Raw genomic sequence first — 21,242 nt, 5'->3', positions numbered from 1 at the left:
CGCTGCGCGCGCCGGTATTCGCCGTGGGAACGGCCCGGCGGTTCATGGAATCCCCTGCGCATGAAAAAGCGCCGCCGGGGCGATTGCCCGGCGGCGCTCATTCTCTTCGATCGGGCTCAGCGGCGATCGATGCTGAAGCGGCCGGCGCCGAAGGCGACGAAGGCCAGCAGGCCTCCCGCGACCGCGATGTTCTTGAAGAACATCAGCTGGTTCACGAAGGCCTTGTCCGCCGGCAGGGCCCAGTAGTTGTGGAAGAACACGCTGGCCGCGACGGTGAACAGCGCCAGCACGATCGCCGCGATGCGCGTCTTGTAGCCGACCAGGAAGGCCAGGCCGACGCCGATCTCCACGATGACCGCGATCGCTGCGCCCAGTTGCGGCAGCGGCAGCCCGACCGAGCCGATGTAGCCGACGGTGCCGGCGAAGCCCATGAGCTTGCCGAAACCGGCGGGAACGAACAGCAGCGCGATCAGCACGCGGCCGACGAGGGCCAGAACGTCCTGCGAGGCGCTGGAGGTTGCAGGGGCGGCGTAGGCCGATGCAGTGGTGGTGGACATGGAACGAACTCCTCAGGTTGATGAAAGAAAAAAGAAAGCGGGCTTCAAGCTGCCAGGTCGAACACGAGCACCTCGGCCTCCTTGCCGTCACCGAGCTTGAGCTGCGATTCGCCCTCGATCAGCGCCGCGTCGCCGGTTGCAAGGCGCGTGCCGTTGACCTCGAGCTCGCCCCTGACCAGGTGCACGTAGCTCTTGCGCGAGGGGTCCAGCGTCAGCTCGGCCTGCTCCTGGCCGTCCAGCAGGCCGGCGTACAGGCGCGCATCGGCATGCACCAGCACTGAGCCGTCCGCACCGTCGGGCGAGGCCACCAGGCGCAGACGGCCGCGCTTGTCGGCCTCGCTGAAGCTCTTCTGCTCGTAGCCCGGGGCGATGCCGCGCACGTTCGGCTCGATCCAGATCTGCAGGAAGTGCGTGGTCTGGTCGGGCTTGTGGTTGAACTCGCTGTGCATCACGCCCCGGCCGGCGCTCATGCGCTGCACGTCGCCGGGCGGGATCGACTCCACGTTGCCCATGCTGTCCTTGTGCGCCAGCTCGCCCGAGAGCACGTAGCTGATGATCTCCATGTCCTTGTGGCCGTGGGTGCCGAAGCCTGCACCGGCCGCCACCCGGTCCTCGTTGATCACCCGCAGGTTGCCCCAGCCCATGTGGGCCGGGTCGTAGTAGCCTGCGAAAGAGAAGCTGTGAAACGACCGCAGCCAGCCGTGATCGGCATAACCGCGTTCCTGGGACTTGCGAACCTTCAACATCATTGAACTCCTGCTCCGGGCGTCTTGCCTCGGGAGCCTTGGTATGCCGCGCCGCATGCGCAGCGGATGAGCAAGACTTTAGGTCGCGACCCTTGAAGCAAAAGCGTCTGGATTTGATGGCATCATTCAATTTATTTGAATGCTGATCGGCCATGCACAGCCCCCGCGACGTCCTCACGCCCGACGCCCTGGCCATGCTCCAGACGGTGGTCGACACCGGCAGCTTCGCCGCCGCGGCGCGCCGGCTGGACCTGGTTCCCAGCGCCCTGAGCTACCGCGTGCGCCAGATAGAGGATGCGCTGGACGTGCTCCTGTTCGACCGCAGCGCCCGCCAGGCCCGCCTCACCGAGGCCGGCGCGGAACTGCTGCGCGAAGCTTCCTGGCTGCTGAACGAAATCGACGCGGTGGCCAACCGCGTCAAGCGCGTCGCCACCGGGTGGGAACCGATGCTCACCATCGCCATCGACAGCGTGATCGCGCGCGACCCGATGCTCGACCTCGCCACCGCGTTCTTCGCCCTTGACCCGCCCACCCGCCTGAAGCTGCGCGACGAAACGCTGCTCGGCACCATCGAGGCGCTGAGCAGCGGCGAGGCCGACCTCGCCGTCGGCGCGGTGCTCGACGCCTCCAGCCTCGCCTTCGGCGCCACCGGCATCCGCAGCCGGCCGCTGGGGCATCTTCGATTCGTCTACGCGGTGGCACCGCACCATCCGCTCGCGCGCATCGAAGGGCCATTGTCCGATGCGGTGCTTCGCCAGCATCGCGCCGTCGCCGCGGCCGACTCCTCGCGCGCCGGCCCGAGCATGACGGTCAACCTGGTCAGCGGGCAGGACGTGCTGACGGTGCCCACCATGCAGGCCAAGCTCGCCGCGCAATTGCACGGCCTGGGTGGCGGCTTCCTGCCTGAACCGATGGCGCGGCCCTACATCGAAGCCGGCCACCTGGTCGAGCGCAAGACCGAACGCGCGCCGCCGCTGGCCACCATGCACTGCGCCTGGCGCGAACGCACGGCGGGCAAGCCGGGACGCGCGCTCAAGTGGTGGCTCGAGCAGTTCGAGCACGAGGGCACGCGCCGCGCACTGCTGGAGCGCCATCGCGGCCGTTGAGGTCGCGCGCCGGGTTAGAGTCCCCCCAAGCCCGTCCAACCATCGACTGCGAGACAGCACCATGACCCTCCGCCCGCCCGCCGACCGCCACCGATCCACCGCCCCGCGCCACTACGCCATCGTCGGCGCCGGCATGGCGGGCGTGGCCTGCGCCCGCACCCTGGTCCAGGCCGGGCACCGGGTCAGCGTCTTCGAACGCGAGGCCACGCCGGGCGGCCGCATGGCCAGCGAGTCGACGCCCTTCGGCCGCTTCGACAGCGGCGCCCAGTACTTCACCGTGCGCGATCCCCGCTTCGCGCGTGCCCTCGAGACCGCTACCGCCATCTGCCGGCCCTGGAGCGCCAACCTCGTGCGGGTGCTCGACCCGCACGGCCGAGTGGCCGAGGCCGCGCTGCCCGGCATGGAGCAGCACTGGGTGGCCCAACCCGGCATGGATGCCCTGGTCGCGCACTGGGCAGCTCCGTTGGGCGATGCGTTGATCACGCGCACCCGAGTCACCGCCATCGAGCCCGACGCGCTCGATGCCAAGCGCTGGCAACTGCGCACTGCGGGCGATGGCGATGCGCAGCACGTCTACTCGGGCTTCGATGGCGTGCTGCTGACGGTGCCGCCGGGCCAGGCGCGTGGACTGCTCGATGGCGGGCGCCTGTCGCCGGCGCTGCGCGAGAAGATCGAGGACGTGCGCATCGCGCCCTGCTGGACGCTGATGATCGCCTTCCCGCAGGCCAACCAGCCCGACTTCTCATACCTCGGCCCGCAGTGGAACGCCGCACGCAGCAACCACCACCGCGTGGCCTGGCTGGCGCGCGAATCCTCCAAGCCCGGCCGCGACCGCATCGAGCGCTGGACCCTGCAGGCCAGCGCGGCGTGGTCGCAGGAGCACCTGCGCGACGACTCGGCCCGCATCGAGGCCAAGCTGCTGCGCGCCTTCTCGGAGATCACCGGCATCCGTGCCACCCCCTCGCACGCACAGACGCGCTGCTGGCCCGAGGCGAAGACCGAGCATCCCGTGGGCGAACCGCACCTGTGGGACACCAAGGCCCGCATCGGTGTGGCCGGTGACTGGTGCACGGGGCACCGGGTGGAAGACGCCTTCCTCTCCGGCCTCACGCTGGCGCTGAAACTGGCCTGAAGCGAGGGGCGTGGATGACGACAGCCGTCGGCCGCTTCGCACCCTCACCCACCGGGCCGCTGCATGCCGGCTCCCTGGTCGCCGCGCTGGCGAGCTGGCTGGACGTGCGCGCGCGCGGCCCGCAGGCGCGCTGGCTGGTGCGCATCGAGGACGCCGATACCGAGCGCTGCCTGCCCGGCATGGGCGAGCACATCCTGTCCCAGTTGGCCGACTGCGCCCTGCTGCCCGATGCAACGCCGGTGTGGCAGACCCGGCGCGGCGCGCTGTATGCGCGCGCACTGGAGCACCTCAAGGCCTTGCACCTGGCCTACCCCTGCGGCTGCTCGCGCAGGGAAATCGACGCGGCGCTGGCCAAGCGCGGCGTGATGCATCAGCGGCACGGCGAGCGCATCTACCCGGGTACCTGCCGAGAGGGCCTGCACGGCAAGATGCCGCGCGCCTGGCGTTTTGCGACCGAGCAGTACGAGGCGGCCCGGACCTCGAAGCGGCTGTGCTGGACCGACCGCCGCCTGGGCTGCCAATACCAGGACGTCGCGCACGAAGTCGGCGACTTCGTGCTCCAGCGCGCCGACGGCCCCTGGGCCTACCAGCTCACGGTGGTGGTGGACGATGCCGACCAGGGCGTGACGGATGTGGTGCGCGGCGCAGACCTGGTCGACAACACCGCGCGCCAGATCCTGCTGCAGCGGGCCCTGGGCCTGCCGGCGCTGCGCTACCTGCACACGCCGCTGGTACTGGGCGCCGACGGCGAGAAGCTGTCCAAGCAGAACGGCGCCGCGCCTGTCGACACGGCCACGCCGGCCGCCGCGACGGCCGCACTGGATGCCGCCGCCAGGGCGCTGGGCCTGCCCGCGACGAACGCGACGACACCCGTCGAAGCGCTGGCAGGATGGATCGAGCCCTGGCGCGCTCTCTACAATCCGCGCCCGTGATGACCCTGCCCACCCACGACCCTGCGCGCAACGGGGAGCCGTCTGCCGACGACCCGTCGCCCCATCCCCTGCACCGCCGCCTCAAGAGCTTCGTGCGCCGCGCCGGACGCACCACCGAGGGCCAGGCCCGCGCCTTCGCCGAGCTGGGGCCGCTGTTCCTGCTGCCCTACCAGGCCGCGCCGCTGGACATCGAGGCCGCCTTCGGCCGCGCGGCACCCACCATCCTCGAGATCGGCTTCGGCATGGGCGAGGCCACCGCGCACATCGCCGCGCTGATGCCCGAAAAGAACTTCCTGTGCTGCGAAGTCCACGAGCCGGGTGTCGGGGCACTGCTCAAGCGCATTGGCGAGCAGCAGCTCGCCAACATCCGCATCTGCGCGCACGACGCGGTCGACGTCGTCGACCACATGCTGCAGCCCGGCATGCTGGCCGGCGTGCACGTGTTCTTTCCCGATCCCTGGCACAAGAAGCGGCACAACAAGCGCCGCCTGATCCAGCCGCTCCTCGTTCGCAAGCTGGCCCAGCGCCTTGCGCCCGGCGGCTACCTGCATTGCGCCACCGACTGGCAGCCCTATGCCGAGCAGATGCTGGAGGTGCTGCAAGGCGAGCCGCTGCTGCGCAACATGGCTGCGGACTACGCGCCCCGGCCGGACTACCGTCCGCTCACCAAATTCGAGAACCGCGGCCTGAAGCTCGGCCACGGCGTGTGGGACCTCGTCTTCCGGCGCATCTGATGCTCAGTGCGTGAGCCCGCTGTAGACGTTCTCGGACTGCTGCTCGCCCTGGGCCGCCAGCACGTGCTTCTGCGCCGCCATGATGAGCGCCGCGCGATAGGCGGAGCGGCTGGCGATCTTGGTGTGGGCGACGATGGCTTGCCACTCGCGTTCCAGCGTCTGCGGTGATCGGTCCACGCTGCGGTTCATCAGCGCCTGGCTCACGTCGATCAGCGCCGCGGCCGAGCCCAGGCAGAGGTTGATGGCCGACTGCGCGGCGCTGACGCGGAAGCGGTTGTCACCGTCGGCCGCCACAGGCAGCGCATCCAGCGGCAGGTTGAGCGTAGGGCCCAGGTAGGGCGCGCCCTGCATGTCGCTGTCGGCGCGTGCCAGCACCTGCTCGATGGTCGCCAGAGCGCTTTCCAGAAGGGTGTGATCAGAGGGTTTTTTCTTCATGTCGATCGCCGTGAGGCGAGCCGGAGTCCAGCGGGAATGTTGCCATCGGGGTCCACTTTTCCCTTGTGCAAAAAGCCACATACGAAAAACAAAAGTTAACAAAAATCGATGCTCCAGCGCGACAGCAACGCCAAATGCCCCCCGTGCGCTCTCGCTCCGAGGCCCGGAAGTTGCTACATTTTTATGATCTTTGTTGCGAAAGGTGTCTCATCATGGATCTGTCACGCAGGCACTTACTGGGCCGGGCCGGAACGGCCCTGCTTCTGGGCGGCGGACTGACCGCCGCCGGCAGGATCGGTCACGCTCAGACCGCAGGTGCGGCAGGATCCGCGCCGCGCACCGTGGTCCTGGGGCAGTCGGTCCCCTTGACCGGCGCGGCCAGCGAGATCGGGCTGGCCTTTGCCGCCGGCTGCCGGCTGTACGCCACCCGGTTCAACGAAGGCAACGGGGCCAGCGGCCTGCAGCTCAAGCTGCTGCAGCTGGACGACGGCTATGAAGCCCAACGCGCCGCCGCCAACGCGCGCACCCTGCTGGTCAACGACAAGGCCGACCTTCTGTTCGGCTTCGTCGGCACCGCCAGCAGCGAAGCCGGCGCAACCGCGGCGGCCCAGCAGGGCACGGTGCTGTTCGCGCCCTTCGCCGCCGCCGACAGACTGCGCGGCGCGGCCCATCCCAATGTGTTCCACGTCCGCCCGAGCATGGCCGACGAGGCCATCAAGATCGTGCGCCAGTGCGCGACCGTGGGGCAGACGCGCATCGCCTTCGTCGGCGACGACGATGCCATGGGCCGTGCAGGCCTGGCGGCCGTGGAGCAGGCCCTGGCCGACCAGAAGATGGACGCGCTGGTGGCCAAGGCGCTCGTGCCACCGGCGGGCAACAAGCTGGATGCCGCGCTGGGAGACGTGCAGAACGCTTCGCCCCAGGCCATCGTGCTGGTATCGCTCTCCGGCACCACGGCCGAGGCGATCCGCAAGCTGCGCAAGAGCGGCTACGGCGGGAGCTTCATGGCCTTCTCGATCGTCGGCATCGACCCGCTGTACGCCGAACTGGGCAAGGACATCCGTGGCATCGTGATCTCGCAGGTGGTGCCTTCGCCACGCTCATCGGCCATCCCGATCGTCAAGGAATACCTCGCGGCCATCGACAACTCCGACCAGACGGCGTCGTACGAGGGACTCGAAGGCTTCATCGCCGCCAAGGCGGTGGGCGAGGCGATTCGCCGCGCGGGGCGCGCCTTCACGCCGGCCACGCTGCAGCGCGTGATGGCCGGCATGACGGACTATGACGTCGGAGGCTTTCGCATCAACCTGCGGCCGGGACTACGGGATCCGCAGCGCACGATCGACCTGATCAGCATCACGGCGGATGGGCGCGTGCTGCGCTGAAGCCGCAAGCCCGCGCCAGTCGCCTCACAGCCCTGAACCGAGCCCGATCACCCCTCCCGGGCCAGCGCGTCCAGTTCCTTCGACAAGGCCTGCCGGGTCACCCCAGGCGTTCCGGCGGGGTTTTCCAGGGCGCCGGATTGTCCGATTCTTGACAGTTGAGCGTCATGCACGGGTCTACAGTGGCGGCACACCATGCAGACGGCAAGCAAGCCCGCCTCTCCCACCGAAGGAAGCCCCATGAACGCCACCACCCCCTCCGAAGTCCAGAAGCTCGTCTCCGCCGAGGAATGGCAGCTGCGCGTCGACCTCGCCGCCTGCTATCGCCTGGTTGCGCTGTACGGCTGGAGCGACCTCGTCTTCACCCACATCAGCGCACGCGTGCCCGGGCCCGAGCACCACTTCCTGATCAACCCCTACGGCCTGATGTTCGACGAGATCACGGCCTCCAGCCTGATCAAGGTGGACCAGGACTGCAACAAGATCATCACTTCGCCCTACCCCGTGAATCCGGCCGGCTTCGTGATCCACAGCGCGGTGCACGCGGCGCGGCCCGACATCCAGTGCGTGCTGCACACCCACACGCGTGCTGGCATCGCCGTGAGCGCGCAGAAGAACGGGGTGCTTCCGATCAGCCAGCAATCCACCTTCGTGCTCGCCTCCCTGGCCTACCACGACTACGAGGGCGTCGCCTTCCGCGACGAGGAGAAGCCGCGCCTGCAGGCCGACATGGGCGAAGCCAACTTCCTGATGCTGCGCAACCACGGCCTGCTCACCGTCGGCAAGACCGTCGCCGATGCCTTCCTCTCGATGTACACCTTCGAGAACACCTGCCAGATCCAGATCGCCGCACAGGCCGGCGGCGGCGAGCTCACGCATGTCGACCCGCGCATCGTCGAAGGCGTGGGCCAGGCCATGAAGGTGCAGACCGGCGGGCTGGGCGGCGCGTTCGTATGGCCGTCCCTCATCCGCAAGCTGGACCGCCTCGACCCGGGCTACAAGCAGTAACTGCATTTCCGGCCGACCCGTACAAACCCTGACCGCACTGACGGCGAATCGACAGCTTCGATTTCTACGATTTCTCCGAGGAGCCCGACACGCGGGCCGCCCACGGCGCAGTTCGCGCACCACCAGGAGACATCGACCATGCAGATCACAGGCATGTTGCACGGCGCGCGGCTGCTGCACTTCGCCGGCTTCCCGGCCACCGAGGTGCTGGGCCCCGCGGCCAGCGAAGAGGAGATCAAGGCGCTGATCGACAAGTACGGGCTCGTCTTCATCAAGCCCGTCTTCAAGGGCGGCATCGGCAAGAAGGGCAAGGCCGGGCTGCTGGGCCGCGCCAGCGACCTGAAGACCGCACTGGCCGAGAAGGAGCGCCTCTACTTCGCTGAGCACCAGGTCGGCCACGTCAAGGCCAAGGCCAACGGCGTCACCTTCGAGGCCGGCGTGCCTGCCAAGCACGAGGTGTATTTCTCGATCACCGACTCCACGCGCTACCGCGCGCCGACCATGACGCTCACTCACATGGGCGGCATGGACATCGAGGAGCTCGACAAGACCCAGGTCGCGACGGTCCCCTTCGATCCGCTCACCGGCCTCAAGGCCTTCGTGGTGGCCAACGCGCTGGGCGAGATCGGCGCGCCCAAGGAAATCATCTCGCCGCTGGTGCAGCAGTTGCCCAAGCTGTGGGAGCTGTTCCACGACTTCGGCATGACCACGCTGGAGCTCAACCCGATACGCATGCGCGAGGACAAGAAGGGCCGCCTCACGCCGGTGGCCTGCGACTTCAAGTGCGGCTTCGACCGCGACGACCCGCGCTGGCTGCGCCTGGGCCTGCCGCCGCACCTGTTCGCGGCCGACTATTCCGACTTCGAGCAGGAGATCAACACCCTGCGCACGCACCAGGGCCAGAGCGACGTCTACGTCATCAACGACAAGGGCACGGTGCTTGCCCCCACCTTCGGCGGCGGCGCCAACTCGCTGGTGACGGAAATGCTGGGCGACGACGCCATCATCAGCTCCGACTTCGGCGGCAACCCGCCCTACGAGAAGATGAAGGAGGTGGCGCGCATCTGCTTCAAGCATTGGCTGAAGCAGGCCAACGTGCTCTTCATCATCGGCGGCAAGAGCAACAACACCGACATCTTCGAGACCCTGCGCGCCATGGCCGATGCGCTGCGCGAGCACTTCAGCCAGCACGGGCCTACGCCCCTGTACGTGGTGCTGGGCCGCGGCGGGCCGAACCTGGTGCGCGGCATGGGCGCGCTGCGCGACACCTGCGACGCGCTGGGCCTGCCCTACCGGCTCTTCGGCTTCGACTCCGACATGAGTGAGGTGATCCAGTTCGCCCGCAAGATCAATGCGTGGATGAAGGACGGCGGGCGCGAGCAGGTTGCCGCGCGCCTCGGCATCCAGCCCACCACCGCCGCCTGAAGGAGAACAGCACATGCAAGCCAACTGGCAGAAAACGGGCGTGGGCGATTTCAAGTACCACGTCGGCATCAGCTCGCTCACGCAGGTCGCCTCGCGCGAGGACCGCGTCTGCGTGCTCAACATCCTGGGCGGCGAATCGAGCGAGGTGACGCCGGTGAGCCATGCCTACTCGGGCGGCAACGTGGTCTTCGGCACCGCACCCGGCAAGGGCGGCGCGGTGCTGGAGACGACGATCGGCAATATCCCGGTCTTCAACAACGTGCGCGACGGGCTGGCCGCCGGCCACCGTTTCAACTGCGGCGTGGTGTACCTGCCGCCCTCGGCCGCGCGCGACGGCGTGGCCGAGCTGATCCGCGTCAACCCCGACCTGCGCAAGATCTTCATCATCACCGAGAAGATCGCGGTGCACGACGCGCGCGAGATCCGCGCCATGGGCCAGCACAACGGCATCGACATCTTCGGCGCCAACGGCCTGGGCGTGGCGGACACGTGGAACCAGGTGCGCATCGGCGGCGCCTTGGGCGGCGACAAGCCCAGCGACTCGCTGCGGCCGGGCTCGATCGCGATCTTCTCCAACTCGGGCGGTTTCTCCACCACCATCGCGCAGTACCTGCGCATGGCGGGCTGGGGCACCACCACCGTGATCTCCTCCGGCAAGGACGTCTACATCCACTACGCCGCGCCCGAGTTCGCCTTCGCGCTGGCCAACGACGCACGCAGCAAGGCCGCGGTGCTGTACTGCGAGCCGGGCGGCTACTACGAGCTCGATGCGAATTTCACCAAGCCGGTGGTGGCCTGCGTGGTCGGGCGCTGGAAGAGCAAACTCACCCGCGCCGTGGGCCATGCCGGCGCGATGGCGGGCGGCTCGGACGACGCGACGGCCAAGGAGCGCTGGTTCATGGAGAAGTTCGGCGTCGACGGCGTCTTCACGCCCGACAACCCCGCCTTCTCGGCCAAGGGCGCGCTGGTGACCAACATCGCCCACATCCCGGCCGCGCTCACCGCCGTGATGCGCGCCAACGCGACTCTGCCCGACTTCGCGCCCGAAGGTTCGCTCGCACTCAAGCCGTGGTTCGGCTCCGATGAAGGCCTGGACCTGCCGGAAGAACTGAGACCACAGGTCGTCCAGGCCCTCGCGCCCTACAACGAGCAGGTCGCGCTGCTCAACACGCAGGTCGGCGGCGTGGTGCCGCGCCAGGCGATGAAGGACGCCTCCGGTGCCTCGCAGATGGATGCGAAGACCCAGGTCAGCAGCCTGCACGGCACCAGCATGCTGGACGCGGCCACGCTGCCGCTGGAATCGAACGTCGCGCTGGCCCTGGTGCACGACGCCGGCGGCGAGAACGATCGCAAGCTGATCGCCCCCGCGATCGCGGCCTACGTCAACCTCCACGGCCGGCCCGAGCTGGCCGCGGCGCAGGCCAGCCGCGAGGCCGGCAACGCGCCCAACGCGGTGCTGGCCGCCGCGGCCGCGATCGTCGGGCCGAAGCGCCAGCAGGCCGCGCGTGAAGCATTGAGCTTCATGCTGGAGCGCTTCCATGCCGCCGAGCTGGGCAACGAATTCGGCGCCTCGCTCAGCGAGAGCTTCGACATCGCCAAGGTCGATGCGGCCGGCGCGCCTGCGCTCACGGCCGACACGCCCGATCCGCGCGCGCAGGCCCTGCTCGCCGGCGTGCAGGCACGCGGCGCCCGCTCCGTCTTCCTGCGCTGGCTGCAGGGCCAGCCCGGCCATCCGACCGAAGCCGCGGTGCTGGCCGCAATCTCGGCCACGCTGGCCTGGGGGCCGCTCTCGCGCAAGCGCATCTCGCTGCTCACGGCGACGAACTTCCCGTGGTGGCTGCAGCTCTTCGGCACGCTGATCGGCGCCTCCGCCGATGCGGCGCGGCACGAGGACGGCCGCTTCTGCGGCCTCGCGCAGCAGCGGATGCTGCAGGAACTCAGCCTGGGCGAGATCGCCTTCGCCGCCCTGCTCGGCCACACCCCCGGCGAGGCCGACCTGTTCGCCTTCCAGACCCTGGTCGGCCTGCTGCTGACCAACGGCCCCGGCGCCATCTCGGCGCAGGGCGCCAAGGGCGCGGTCTCGGCCGACGGCCCCGAGCAGCCGGAGCGCGTGCAGCTCAACAAGGGGCTGGTCGGCTTTCTCACGCACACCGGCTATGCGCACGGCGGCAACGGCTACGAGGGCATCGCCTACCTGATCGAGCAGTTCAAGGGCAGCGGCCTGGACGATCCGGGCGCCGCCGATCCGGGCGTCGACCTGAAGGCGCTGGCCGAGAAGGCGGTGGCGCAGTACGCGCAGTACAAGACCCAGAAAAAGAGCGTGGGCAGCCTCGACATCGCCAAGCTGCCGGGCGTGAACCACCCGGTCTTCAAGGACAAGCCGGTCAACTTCGACCCGCGCGAGGTCTTCATCGCGAAGCTGCGCGAGGCGCGCGGCGACCACAACGTGTTCCACGACTTCTACCGCGCGCTGGTGCAGCAGCTCTTCGATGCCGGCGTCTCGCGCAACGTCTACTGCGTGAACGTGGACGCGGTGATCGCAGCCCTGCTGCTCAAGATGCTGTGGCAGCCGCTGCAGTCGGGCCAGATCGGCGAGCGCGAGCTGGAGACCGCCGCCTTCACGATCTTCCTCTACCCCCGCATGCTGGGCTGCGCCGCCGAGATCGACGACCACCTGAACCGCGGCCGCAACATGGACACGCGCACAGCGGCGTCCCTTTGCAAGTTCGTGGCCTGAGCAGGCGCGAATTCAGCTGCTGGTCAGGGTGCCGCAAGCACGCCTGAGATAGGGTCTGCAGACCCTGGTCATTTCCATTCTCCGCAAAACCTCATACACCACTGGAGATCCCCCATGAGTTCAGCCATCCTGGCCGAAGGCACCCCTGCGCCTGCGTCGAGCTCCAAGCTCGGCGCCGTGCTGCGCGTGACCAGCGGCAACTTCCTCGAGCAGTTCGACTTCTTTCTGTTCGGCTTCTACGCGACCTCGATCGCCAAGGCTTTCTTCCCGACCAGCAGCGACTTCGCCTCGCTGATGCTGACCTTCGCGGTCTTCGGCGCCGGCTTCCTCATGCGGCCGCTCGGCGCGATCGTGCTGGGCGCCTACATCGACGAGGTCGGCCGCCGCAAAGGCCTGATCGTCACGCTGGCGATCATGGCCAGCGGCACGGTGCTGATCGCCTTCGTGCCGGGCTATGCGGCCATCGGCTTCGTCGCGCCCGTGCTGGTGCTGATCGGCCGGCTGCTGCAGGGCTTCTCCGCGGGGGCCGAGCTCGGCGGCGTCTCGGTCTACCTGTCGGAAATGGCCCCGCCCGGCCACAAGGGTTTCTACACGGCCTGGCAGTCGGCCAGCCAGCAGGTGGCGATCATGCTGGCGGCGGCGCTGGGCTTCGCGCTCAACGAACTCATGCCGCCGGCGGCGCTGGAAGCCTGGGGCTGGCGCATTCCCTTCTTCGTCGGCTGCATGATCATCCCGTGCATCTTCGTGCTGCGCCGCTCGCTGCAGGAGACCGAGGCCTTCCAGGCCCGCACGCACCATCCGACCACGCGGGAGGTGGCGGCCTCGATGCGGCAGAACTGGCGCATCGTGCTGGCCGGCATGCTGCTGGTGGCGATGACCACCGCCACCTTCTACCTGATCACCGTCTACACGCCCACGTTCGGCCGCACCGTGCTGCACCTGAGCGCGAAGGACAGCCTGGTGGTCACGCTGCTGGTGGCCGTCTCCAACTTCATCTGGCTGCCGGTGGGCGGCGCGATCTCCGACCGCATCGGCCGCAAGCCCCTGCTGGTGGCGATGACGGTACTGGCCATCCTCACCGCCTATCCCACCATGTCCTGGCTGGCCGCCGCGCCCAGCTTCGGGCGGCTGCTGGATGTGCTGCTTTGGTTCTCTTTTCTCTTCGGCATGTACAACGGCGCGATGGTGGTCGCGCTCACCGAGGTGATGCCGGTGCAGGTGCGCGTGGTCGGCTTCTCGCTCGCCTACAGCCTGGCCACTGCGGTCTTCGGCGGCTTCACGCCGGCGGTGTCGACCTGGCTGATCGAGGCGACGGCGGACAAGGCGGCGCCGGCATTCTGGATGAGCTTCGCGGCGGCGTGCGGGCTGGCGGCGACGCTGATGCTCTACCGCCGGCCGACACGCTGATCAGCGACTCCCGTCCGAGGTCAACCGGCCTCGCGCCGCTCAATCGCCCCACGGGATCGGGGACATGGTTTTTGGTCAGGAGACCGGGAGGTGGGCCTCCATAGAATGCGCATCGACGCTTTTGCATCGACCCGCTTTCCCCGATACCCGCATGCTCGAGATTGATCTGTCCGCCCAGACCGAGGCGGTTCGCAGGGTCCTTGCCAACCATGGCATCCGGTCCGCACTGGCCCTGCTCAACGACCGCGCCACCTACCGCTACACCGCCCTCTACAAGCTGATCGGCGAGACCATGCATGCGACCCACGTCTACGACCGCCAGTCCGAATACCGCACCTGGCTCAAGGCGGTGCCGCTGGACAGCAGCTTCTGCCAGTGGGCGATCCGGGAGGGCGAATTCCTGACCCATCACGCCTCCGCCGATCCGCGGCTGACGCACAACCGTCCGCTCGCCGGCCTCATCGAGTCCTACTACGGCCGCGTGCTGCGGCGCAGGAACGGCACACCCTGGGGCACCTTCATCCACTTCGACCTGGAGCCGCGCGCCATCGCCGAGGGCGAGGTGCGCTTCCTGCAGGAAGTGACGCCCCTCTTCCTCGACTACCTCGACTGACAGGCCAGCCCGCAACCGGGCCGGCCCCCCGCTAGAAGTTGTGCCGGATCCCGAACTCGGTGCCGCGCGCGGCCCGGTTCGCCGCGGTGATCGTACCGGCGAGCGACTGCGTCGCACCGTTGCGGTTGCGCAGGTAGGCGAGCGTGCCGTAGAGCGCGGTGCGCTTCGACAGGTTGTAGACGTAGCCCAGCGCCAGCTTGTCGCTCGTGGGATCGGGCACGCTGCCCACCGGGTCGCGCTTGTAGCGCGCATAGGAGGCCTTGATCTCGCCCGCCCCCACCGACAGGATGAAGCCCAGCAGCGCGCCCCGGCCGTCCACCGCGCCCAGCGACTCGGTGTAGTACTCGCCCATCAGCCTGAGCCCACCGAGCGACTCGAAGGTATAGGACGCGCCGAGGTTCGACACGCGCAGGTCGCCGGTCGCGTAGCGGGTCTTGCCGGTGGCGATGGTGATGTTGACGGGCCCGCCGAGCCAGCCCACGCGGATGCCCGCGTAGTTGCCGTCATCGCGGTTCGAGATCAGCGTACCCGGCAGCACCGAGCGGTTGTCGTTCTCGCCCATGGCATACATCACCTGCCCGTAGAAGCCGCCCAGGTTCGGCGGCAGGAAGTAGCCGATGCTGTTCGACGCGCGCGTACCTGTCGCAGCCAGCAGGCCACCCAGGCCCGAGAAGTAGAGCTGGTTCGCGCCGATGCCGCCGCCGGTGCCGAAGGGGTCGTACAGCGCGGTGTTCCAGAAGGTGGGCGTGTAGTCGCGGCCCAGGCGCAACTCACCGAAGGGGCCGGAGAAGCTCACCGTGGAGCGGCGGTTGAAGCTGATCGCGCCCACGCCGGCCGCGCCGCTGGCCTGATTGTTGGTGTTCGAGTTGAAGCCGGTGCCGTTGTCGCTCTGCAGCCCGGCCTCGAGCCAGAAGCCCGCGGCCAGGCCGCCCCCCAGGTCCTCCGTGCCGCGGAAGCCCAGGCGGCTGAAGCTGTTGCCGCTGTTCGTCAATTGCCATTTGTGCGTGGAGCCGTAGCCCGAGCCGGTGGTGTAGGTGACGGCGGTGTCGATCACGCCGAACACCTGCACGGAGGTTTGCGCGCATGCGCCGGCCGCAGCCGCGCATGCGGCCGCGGCCACAAGAGTTTTCTTCATTGGTTTTGTTGAAGCGAGAGTTGGAAAACTAGATGTCCAGCACCAGGGGACCGCGCTTGCACTGCGAGACGCAGATCATCATGGTCTTGTTGGCGGCGCGTTCCGCCTTGGTGAGGATGCCGTCGCGGTGATCGATCTCGCCGGCCGAAACGATCTTCGTCTCGCAGGCGCCGCACACGCCTTCCTTGCAGCTGTGATCGGGATTGAGGCCCGCGTCGATCAGGCTGTCGAGGATGGACTTGCCGGGCGGCACCTCCACGCTCTTGCCGCTCTTCGCGCACTCGACCACGTAGGTCTCGGTGGCGCTGGGCGCCTCCACGTGCGCGGCAGCGAAGCGCTCGACGTGCGCATGGGCGTAGCCGAGCTGCTCGCAGGTCTTCTCGAAGGCGTCGAGCATGGGTCCCGGGCCGCAGCAGTAGAAGTGGCTCTCGGCACCCTTGCCCGCCAGCAAAGCGGCGAGATCGGGCGGGGCGGCCTTGTCGGCGTCGAAGTGCCAGTGCAGCGCCACGCCGTGCTCCTTCGCGAGCGCTTCGATGGCATCGCAGAAGGCGGCCTCCTTGCGGTTGCGCGCACAGTAGATCATCTCCACCGGCTTGCCGATGGCGACCAGGCGCTGCAGCATGCACCAGATGGGCGTCACGCCGATACCGCCGGCCACCAGCACCGAGCGCTCGGCGCCCTCCTCCAGCTTGAAGTTGTTGCGAGGCGCCGAGATCGGCAGCGTCATGCCCACGCGCAGCTGCTGGTGCACGTAGCGCGAGCCACCGCGGCTCTTGCGGTCGTTCGCCACGCCGACCACGTATCGCTGGCGGTCGCTGCAGGGGTTGCATAGCGAGTAGCTGCGCACCAGGCCGTTGGGCAGGTGCAGGTCGATGTGCGAGCCGGCCTCGAAGGCGGGGAAATCCACCTCGGGCGATGACGGCCGAAACTCGACGCTGACGATGCCGTCGGCCTCGTAGCGCATGGTATGCACCAGTGCGTTCAGCGTGGGGGAAGACATGGCAATGGACCTTCAGAAAGAGCGGCGGACGGATCAGGCTCCGGCCTGTTCCAGCTGGGCTTGGGCGAGATTGCGCATGTGCCGGCGCAGCCGCACGATGCCCAGGTCGTGCTGGTACAGGTTCTCGTGCCGGTTGGCATCGGGCTCCATGTCCTCCAGCATCACGCGGTCCTGCTCCAGCACGTGCCAGTGACGCGCCTCCAGGCGGTTGCGGTAGAGGAAGCGCCAGGTGTCGCGCTCCCAGCCCGGCGAGAGCTTGCGCACGCGCCAGAAGAAGGTGGCGGTCATGCCGTTCGGCATCGGCGCGAAGGAGCCGATGATGATGAAGTTGCCGCCAGGGCCGCCGGTCTTCGGATAGGGGATTTCCAGCCGCATCCAGTGCAGGCCGGTGTCGGCCCACTCGGTCCAGTCGAAGTTGACGTTGCGCTGGCCTTCCTTCTCGAACACGAAGCCGTTGTCGGTGGCGCGGATGCCGAACTTGGCCTGCGAATCGCCTTCGGCCATCGAGTGCGACTGCTTGTGCAGGAAGGTGCCGTGCATCGGGTCCATCACGTTGTCCAGCACGTAGCGGTAGTCGCCCTTCCACTCGGTGTAGCAGAGGAAGGCCGCGTACTGCGCTTCGTCGGAGAGCTCCTCGGGCAGCACCAGCGGCGGCGGCACATCGACCGGCTCCTTGGCGTTGTAGAGGAAGACGGCGCCGGCGCGCTCCTCCACGTGGAAGTGGCGCGTGGCCTGCGAGCCCTCGAGCTTGCAGCCGGGGCTGCCCGGCACCCGGGTCACCACGCCGTCGCAGCGCACTTCGACGCCGTGGTAGGGGCAGGACAGCCGGTCGCCCAGGATCACGCCCTGCGACAGCGGCGCGCCGCGGTGCGGGCAGCGGTCCTCCAGCGCATGCAGCTTGCCGGTGCCGTCGCGCCACAGCGCGATCTTGCTGCCCAGGCGGCGCACCGAGACGGGGTTCTCGCGGATGAAGTGCGAGGGGCAGATCGCGTACCAGAGATCCTTCAGCCCGATCTCGAGCAGCTGGTCCACGGGGTCCTGCGCAACGGGTTGGATGGCGATGGTGGTCATGTGCTTGTCTCCTCAGGCGGCCAGCTTGGCCATCTCCTGGCGATAGTTGTCTTCGGTCCAGGCCTGGCCGCCGGGGGTGGCCAGGCCGCTGTCGTTGAGTCGCTCGACGAGGCCCGCCAGGTCATGGACGCCATCGCCGAAGGCGCGCTCGATGGCGTCGCCCAGCAGGTCTTCGTAGGTGGTCGCGGGGCGCTGGCGCGCCTGGTGCGGTTGCAGGTAGCGGTCTTGTTGCATCGTGGGCCTCCGTGGAAGGGGAATCGGGGTATCAGGCGGCGTTGCGCCTCATTCGGCCACGATGTTGCGGGCCTTGATGATCCTGGCCCACATCGCGGTCTCGTCGCGCATGGAGACGGCAAACTCGGCCGGCTTCATGGTCGCCTCGGTCATGCCCTGGGCCTGGAGGCGCTCGCGCACCTCGGGCTGGGCCAGCATCTGGGCGGCATCCTTCGCGAGCTGCTCGGCCACGGCCGGCGGCGTGCCGGCCGGGGCGAGCAGGCCGTACCAGGAGGTCACGGCCACGCCCTGAATGCCCTGTTCCGCCAGCGTCGGGATCTCCGGCGCCGCCGGGCTGCGCCTGGCTTCGGTCACGCCCAGCACCACCAGCTTGCCGTTCTTGATGAAGGGCAGCGTGGCCGGCAGGTTGCTGAACATCAGCGGCACCACGCCGCCCAGCACGTCGTTGAGGGCCGGCGCCGTGCCCTTGTAGGGCACGTGCAGCAGGTCGATGCCGGCCTGCTGCTTGAACAGCTCGCCCGCCAGGTGCAGGCCGCTGCCGACGCCCGGCGAGGCATAGGAGAGCGTGCCGGGCCTGGCCTTGGCCTGCGCCACCAGCTCCTTCGCGCTCTTGATGCCGGCCGAGGGCGAGGCCACCAGCACGTTGGGCGCCTTCGCGAGCATGGTGACGGGCACGAAGTCCTTCTCGATGTTGAACGGGAAGTTCGGCATCAGCGTCGGGTTGATGGTCAGGTTGCCGGCCGGCACGACCAGCAGCGTATGGCCGTCGGGCTTCGCGCGCTTGACCTTGTCGATGCCGATGTTGCCGGCCGCGCCGGGCATGTTTTCGACCACGGCCGCCTGGCCGTAGCGCTTGGCCAGGCCGTCGGACAGCACGCGTGCCAGCGTGTCGACCGGGCCGCCCGGCGGGAAGGGCGAGACGATGGTGAAGCGGTCGCTCGACAGCTGCTTCTCGACCGCGCTCTGCGCATGGGCACCGGCGAATCCGAGAGCTGCGAGCGCAGCGACGCAGCATGTTCGGGAGACACCGCGGAACCGGCTTTGCCGGGCCGCTGGTGTCGCCCCCTTGAGGGGGGAGGCGGCTACACGAAGTGAGCAAGCAACGGGGGTGGTCATCATTTCTTCTCGGTGAGGAACTTGCCTTGAGGGCCATCCGCGTTCTTCTGGCGACGGGTGTTACCGTCGAGGCCCCCATCGACGGCCCACTCCGCGAACACGGTTGGTCCCGGCTCGAACTCGCGCGGCTGCCAGTCGGCGGTGAGCTGGTCCTCGTCGGCGTAGTACTCGATCAGGCCGCCGGCCGGGTTCTTGAAGTACCAGAAGTACGCCGAGGAGACGGGATGCCGGCCCGGGCCCAGTTGGGTTTCCCAGCCGCAGCGCGAGAAATGCAGGCCGCCGCCGAACACCTCGTGGATGTCGCGCACGGTGAAGGCCACGTGGTTGAGCCCGCGCTTGCCCGAGGGCAGCTGCAGCAGGAACAGGTCGTGGTGCCCGCCCTCGGGTGCACAGCGCATGAAGGCGCCGCGGTTGGGGTAGCTGTCGGAGCCGACGAAGCCGAAGCGGTCGGCATAGAAGGCGCTGGTGGCCTGCACGTCCGCGACGAAGAAGACCACGTGACCCACCTCGATCGGCGTCGCGCGCTCGTAGATGGGGGCGGCCTGGTTGATGCGCGGCTTCGCGTTCCAGGTGTTCATCGCGCCGCATTCGACGTCGATCGCGCGCTTGCGGCTGACCTGCAGGCGCACCGCCAGGCCGTTCGGGTCGGTGCAGCCGATGCGGCGTGCGCCTTCCACTTCGCCGTCGGTGAAATCCTTGTCCTTCGCGATGGCGGCGGCATAGCGCGCAAGGTCGGCCTCGCTCTCCACGCCCCACACCACTTCCAGCAGTGTGGGCCCCTCCTCCATCGCGGCCGGCAGCCCGGCCTGGCCCAGCGCGGCGACGACGACGCGGCAGCCGTTGAGGCATTCGAAGATGAACTGGTCGGCCGTCTCGGACTTCAGCGCCAGGCCCCAGTCGGAGAAGAAACGGCGGCAGGTGGCGAGGTCGTCCGCGCCGTAAGTGATCTGATCGATTCCAAGCACGCTCATGGCATGTCCCTTATTGGTTGGCCCACGGCAGGGGCTGCGCGTTGGTGCCCCAGTACATGCTCTTCTGCTCCATGTACTGGAAGATCCCTTCGCGCCCCTTCTCGCGGCCCAGGCCGCTGTCGCGCCAGCCGCCGAAGGGCGTGGAGACGGAGAACTGCTTGTAGGTGTTGATCCACACGGTGCCGGCCTGCACGGCGCGGCCGAGGCGCCAGGCGCGCTTGAAGTCGCGGCTCCACACGCCCGCGGCGAGTGCGTAGACGCTGTCGTTGGCCTGCTCGATCAATTGCTCTTCGCTGTCGAAGGGCATGGCCACCAGCACCGGCCCGAAGACCTCCTCCTGGCTGATGCGCGCGCTGTTGGTCAGGCCTTCCAGGATCGTCGGCGTGTAGAAGTAGCCGCGGTCGAGGTCGGTGCCGTGCGGGCGCACGCCGCCCGTGCGGATGTGGCCGCCTTCGGACACGCCCAGCTCCACGTAGCGCTCGATGCTCTCGCGGTGCTTGGCGGTGATCAGCGGGCCCATCTGCGTGCGCTCCGAGGCCGGGTCGCCCACGCGCAGCGCCTTGGCGGCCTCGGCCACGCGGGTGACGAACTCATCGTAGATGCTGCGCGCCACGAAGAGGCGCGAGCCCGCGATGCACGATTCGCCCGAGGAGCTGAAGATGCCGTAGAGCACGCCGTTGACCGCGTGGTCCAGGTCCGCGTCCTCCAGCACCATCGTCGGCGACTTGCCGCCCAGCTCCAGCGAGACCGGCATCATCTTGTCGGCCGCGATGTGCGCGATGTGCTTGCCGGTCGTGGTGCCGCCGGTGAAGGACACGCGCTTGACCAGCGGGTGCTTGGTGATGGCGTCGCCGATCACCGAGCCCTTGCCCGGCAGCACGCTGACGATGCCGCGCGGCACGCCCGCCTTCTCGCAGATGCGGGCCAGCTCCAGCGCCATCAGCGGCGTGACCTCGGCCGGCTTCACGATCACCGCGTTGCCCGCGGCCAGCGCCGGCGCCAGCTTCTGCGCCTCGCTGGCGATGGGCGAGTTCCACGGCGTGATGGCCGCGACCACGCCCATGGGCTCGTGCACGCTCATGGTGACGAAGGGGCCGCGCGAGGGCGTGATGGTCTCCTCCAGCGTCTCCAACGCGGCCGCGAAGAACTGGAAGGTGCCGGCCGCGCTGGCCACCAGCGCGCGCGTCTCGTTGATCGGCTTGCCGTTGTCCAGGCGCTGCTTCTGCGCGAGCGGCTCGGCCTCGTCGCGGATGAGTTGCGCCACGCGGTGCAGCACGGCGGCGCGCTCGTGCGGCAGCTTCTGGGCCCAGCCGCTGGTGCGGAAGGCTTCGTCGGCGCGCGCGATGGCCTCGTCCACGTCGGCCGCGCTCGCGGCCTTCAGGCGCGCGATCGGCTCGCCGGTGGCCGGGTACAGGCTCTCGTAGGCATCGCCGCCGCCCAGGCGCCATTCGCCGGCGATGTTGAGGGGGAGGAGTTCGTTGGAGATCATGGTGGGGTTCTT

At 68.7% G+C, this 21,242-nt stretch carries 20 protein-coding genes; 10 read left to right on the top strand and 10 right to left on the bottom strand.

The genetic code is table 11. The annotated features are described in order from the left end of the window. Nucleotides 1–116: 116 nt before the first annotated feature. Together A8M77_RS28640 and A8M77_RS28635 are read right to left on the bottom strand one after the other, a co-directional pair. A complete protein-coding gene (locus A8M77_RS28640; RefSeq protein WP_086924862.1) occupies nucleotides 117–557 on the bottom strand; it encodes a DoxX family protein in 441 nt (146 codons plus the stop codon). A 44-nt stretch (nucleotides 558–601) separates the two neighbouring features. Then, a complete protein-coding gene (locus A8M77_RS28635) occupies nucleotides 602–1,303 on the bottom strand; it encodes a pirin family protein (RefSeq protein ID WP_086924861.1) in 702 nt (233 codons plus the stop codon). A gap of 152 nt (nucleotides 1,304–1,455) precedes the next feature. On the opposite strand from A8M77_RS28635, the gene A8M77_RS28630 reads away from it, so the two are divergent. The 4 genes from A8M77_RS28630 to trmB all read left to right on the top strand — a co-directional run bounded on the left by A8M77_RS28630 (nucleotide 1,456) and on the right by trmB (nucleotide 5,207). Continuing rightward, nucleotides 1,456–2,409, top strand: a complete 954-nt coding sequence (locus A8M77_RS28630; protein WP_086924860.1) for a LysR family transcriptional regulator — start codon at nucleotides 1,456–1,458, stop codon at nucleotides 2,407–2,409. A 61-nt stretch (nucleotides 2,410–2,470) separates the two neighbouring features. Beyond that, nucleotides 2,471–3,541 carry an NAD(P)/FAD-dependent oxidoreductase gene (locus A8M77_RS28625; RefSeq protein WP_238137010.1) on the top strand — a complete coding sequence of 357 codons (1,071 nt, stop codon included), beginning with the start codon at nucleotides 2,471–2,473 and terminating at the stop codon, nucleotides 3,539–3,541. A 14-nt stretch (nucleotides 3,542–3,555) separates the two neighbouring features. Then, nucleotides 3,556–4,473 carry a tRNA glutamyl-Q(34) synthetase GluQRS gene (gluQRS, locus tag A8M77_RS28620; RefSeq protein ID WP_086924859.1) on the top strand — a complete coding sequence of 306 codons (918 nt, stop codon included), beginning with the start codon at nucleotides 3,556–3,558 and terminating at the stop codon, nucleotides 4,471–4,473. Further along, complete coding sequence (trmB, locus tag A8M77_RS28615) at nucleotides 4,473–5,207, top strand: tRNA (guanosine(46)-N7)-methyltransferase TrmB (RefSeq protein ID WP_086924858.1); 735 nt, start codon at nucleotides 4,473–4,475, stop codon at nucleotides 5,205–5,207. The genes gluQRS and trmB overlap by 1 nt, the downstream gene beginning before the upstream one ends. Nucleotides 5,208–5,210: 3 nt before the next feature. On the opposite strand, the gene A8M77_RS28610 is transcribed toward trmB, so the two are convergent. Beyond that, complete coding sequence (locus tag A8M77_RS28610) at nucleotides 5,211–5,642, bottom strand: hypothetical protein (protein WP_086924857.1); 432 nt, start codon at nucleotides 5,640–5,642, stop codon at nucleotides 5,211–5,213. Between the two features lie 212 nt (nucleotides 5,643–5,854). Here A8M77_RS28610 and A8M77_RS28605 point away from each other — a divergent pair, with 212 nt between their 5' ends. The 6 genes from A8M77_RS28605 to A8M77_RS28580 all read left to right on the top strand — a co-directional run bounded on the left by A8M77_RS28605 (nucleotide 5,855) and on the right by A8M77_RS28580 (nucleotide 14,214). Next, the gene (locus tag A8M77_RS28605) at nucleotides 5,855–7,027 is read left to right on the top strand and encodes an ABC transporter substrate-binding protein (protein ID WP_086924856.1); all 1,173 of its coding nucleotides are present in this window, start codon (nucleotides 5,855–5,857) and stop codon (nucleotides 7,025–7,027) included. 237 nt (nucleotides 7,028–7,264) lie between these two features. Beyond that, a complete protein-coding gene (locus A8M77_RS28600; RefSeq protein WP_086924855.1) occupies nucleotides 7,265–8,032 on the top strand; it encodes a class II aldolase/adducin family protein in 768 nt (255 codons plus the stop codon). A gap of 138 nt (nucleotides 8,033–8,170) precedes the next feature. Then, entirely contained in the window at nucleotides 8,171–9,457 is a 1,287-nt protein-coding gene (locus tag A8M77_RS28595) for an ATP citrate lyase citrate-binding domain-containing protein (protein ID WP_086924854.1), read from the top strand. Between the two features lie 13 nt (nucleotides 9,458–9,470). Further along, complete coding sequence (locus A8M77_RS28590) at nucleotides 9,471–12,194, top strand: CoA-binding protein (protein ID WP_086924853.1); 2,724 nt, start codon at nucleotides 9,471–9,473, stop codon at nucleotides 12,192–12,194. Between the two features lie 114 nt (nucleotides 12,195–12,308). After that, a complete protein-coding gene (locus A8M77_RS28585) occupies nucleotides 12,309–13,601 on the top strand; it encodes an MFS transporter (RefSeq protein ID WP_086924852.1) in 1,293 nt (430 codons plus the stop codon). Between the two features lie 151 nt (nucleotides 13,602–13,752). Continuing rightward, complete coding sequence (locus A8M77_RS28580; RefSeq protein ID WP_086924851.1) at nucleotides 13,753–14,214, top strand: hypothetical protein; 462 nt, start codon at nucleotides 13,753–13,755, stop codon at nucleotides 14,212–14,214. Between the two features lie 31 nt (nucleotides 14,215–14,245). On the opposite strand, the gene A8M77_RS28575 is transcribed toward A8M77_RS28580, so the two are convergent. The 7 genes from A8M77_RS28575 to A8M77_RS28545 are packed head-to-tail and all read right to left on the bottom strand — an operon-like array spanning nucleotide 14,246 to nucleotide 21,230. Then, complete coding sequence (locus tag A8M77_RS28575) at nucleotides 14,246–15,349, bottom strand: porin (protein ID WP_086924850.1); 1,104 nt, start codon at nucleotides 15,347–15,349, stop codon at nucleotides 14,246–14,248. Between the two features lie 28 nt (nucleotides 15,350–15,377). Next, a complete protein-coding gene (locus tag A8M77_RS28570) occupies nucleotides 15,378–16,349 on the bottom strand; it encodes a PDR/VanB family oxidoreductase (RefSeq protein WP_086924849.1) in 972 nt (323 codons plus the stop codon). A gap of 33 nt (nucleotides 16,350–16,382) precedes the next feature. Continuing rightward, a complete protein-coding gene (locus A8M77_RS28565) occupies nucleotides 16,383–17,420 on the bottom strand; it encodes an aromatic ring-hydroxylating oxygenase subunit alpha (RefSeq protein ID WP_086924848.1) in 1,038 nt (345 codons plus the stop codon). A 12-nt stretch (nucleotides 17,421–17,432) separates the two neighbouring features. After that, nucleotides 17,433–17,654 carry a recombinase-like helix-turn-helix domain-containing protein gene (locus tag A8M77_RS28560; RefSeq protein ID WP_086924847.1) on the bottom strand — a complete coding sequence of 74 codons (222 nt, stop codon included), beginning with the start codon at nucleotides 17,652–17,654 and terminating at the stop codon, nucleotides 17,433–17,435. 48 nt (nucleotides 17,655–17,702) lie between these two features. Continuing rightward, nucleotides 17,703–18,770 (bottom strand): Bug family tripartite tricarboxylate transporter substrate binding protein, encoded by a 1,068-nt coding sequence (locus tag A8M77_RS28555; protein ID WP_238137009.1) that lies wholly within the window; start codon nucleotides 18,768–18,770, stop codon nucleotides 17,703–17,705. Further along, nucleotides 18,770–19,741: a VOC family protein gene (locus A8M77_RS28550; RefSeq protein WP_086924846.1), complete on the bottom strand. Its 972-nt coding sequence runs from the start codon at nucleotides 19,739–19,741 to the stop codon at nucleotides 18,770–18,772. The genes A8M77_RS28555 and A8M77_RS28550 overlap by 1 nt, the downstream gene beginning before the upstream one ends. Nucleotides 19,742–19,751: 10 nt before the next feature. Further along, nucleotides 19,752–21,230, bottom strand: a complete 1,479-nt coding sequence (locus A8M77_RS28545; RefSeq protein ID WP_086924845.1) for an aldehyde dehydrogenase — start codon at nucleotides 21,228–21,230, stop codon at nucleotides 19,752–19,754. Between the last annotated feature and the right edge of the window lie 12 nt (nucleotides 21,231–21,242).

The sequence above is a fragment of the Variovorax sp. JS1663 genome (assembly GCF_002157355.1).
GTDB lineage: Bacteria > Pseudomonadota > Gammaproteobacteria > Burkholderiales > Burkholderiaceae_C > Variovorax.
Note: the sequence above shows the minus strand (reverse complement) of the source record. Positions and strands in the feature narration are given on the sequence as shown.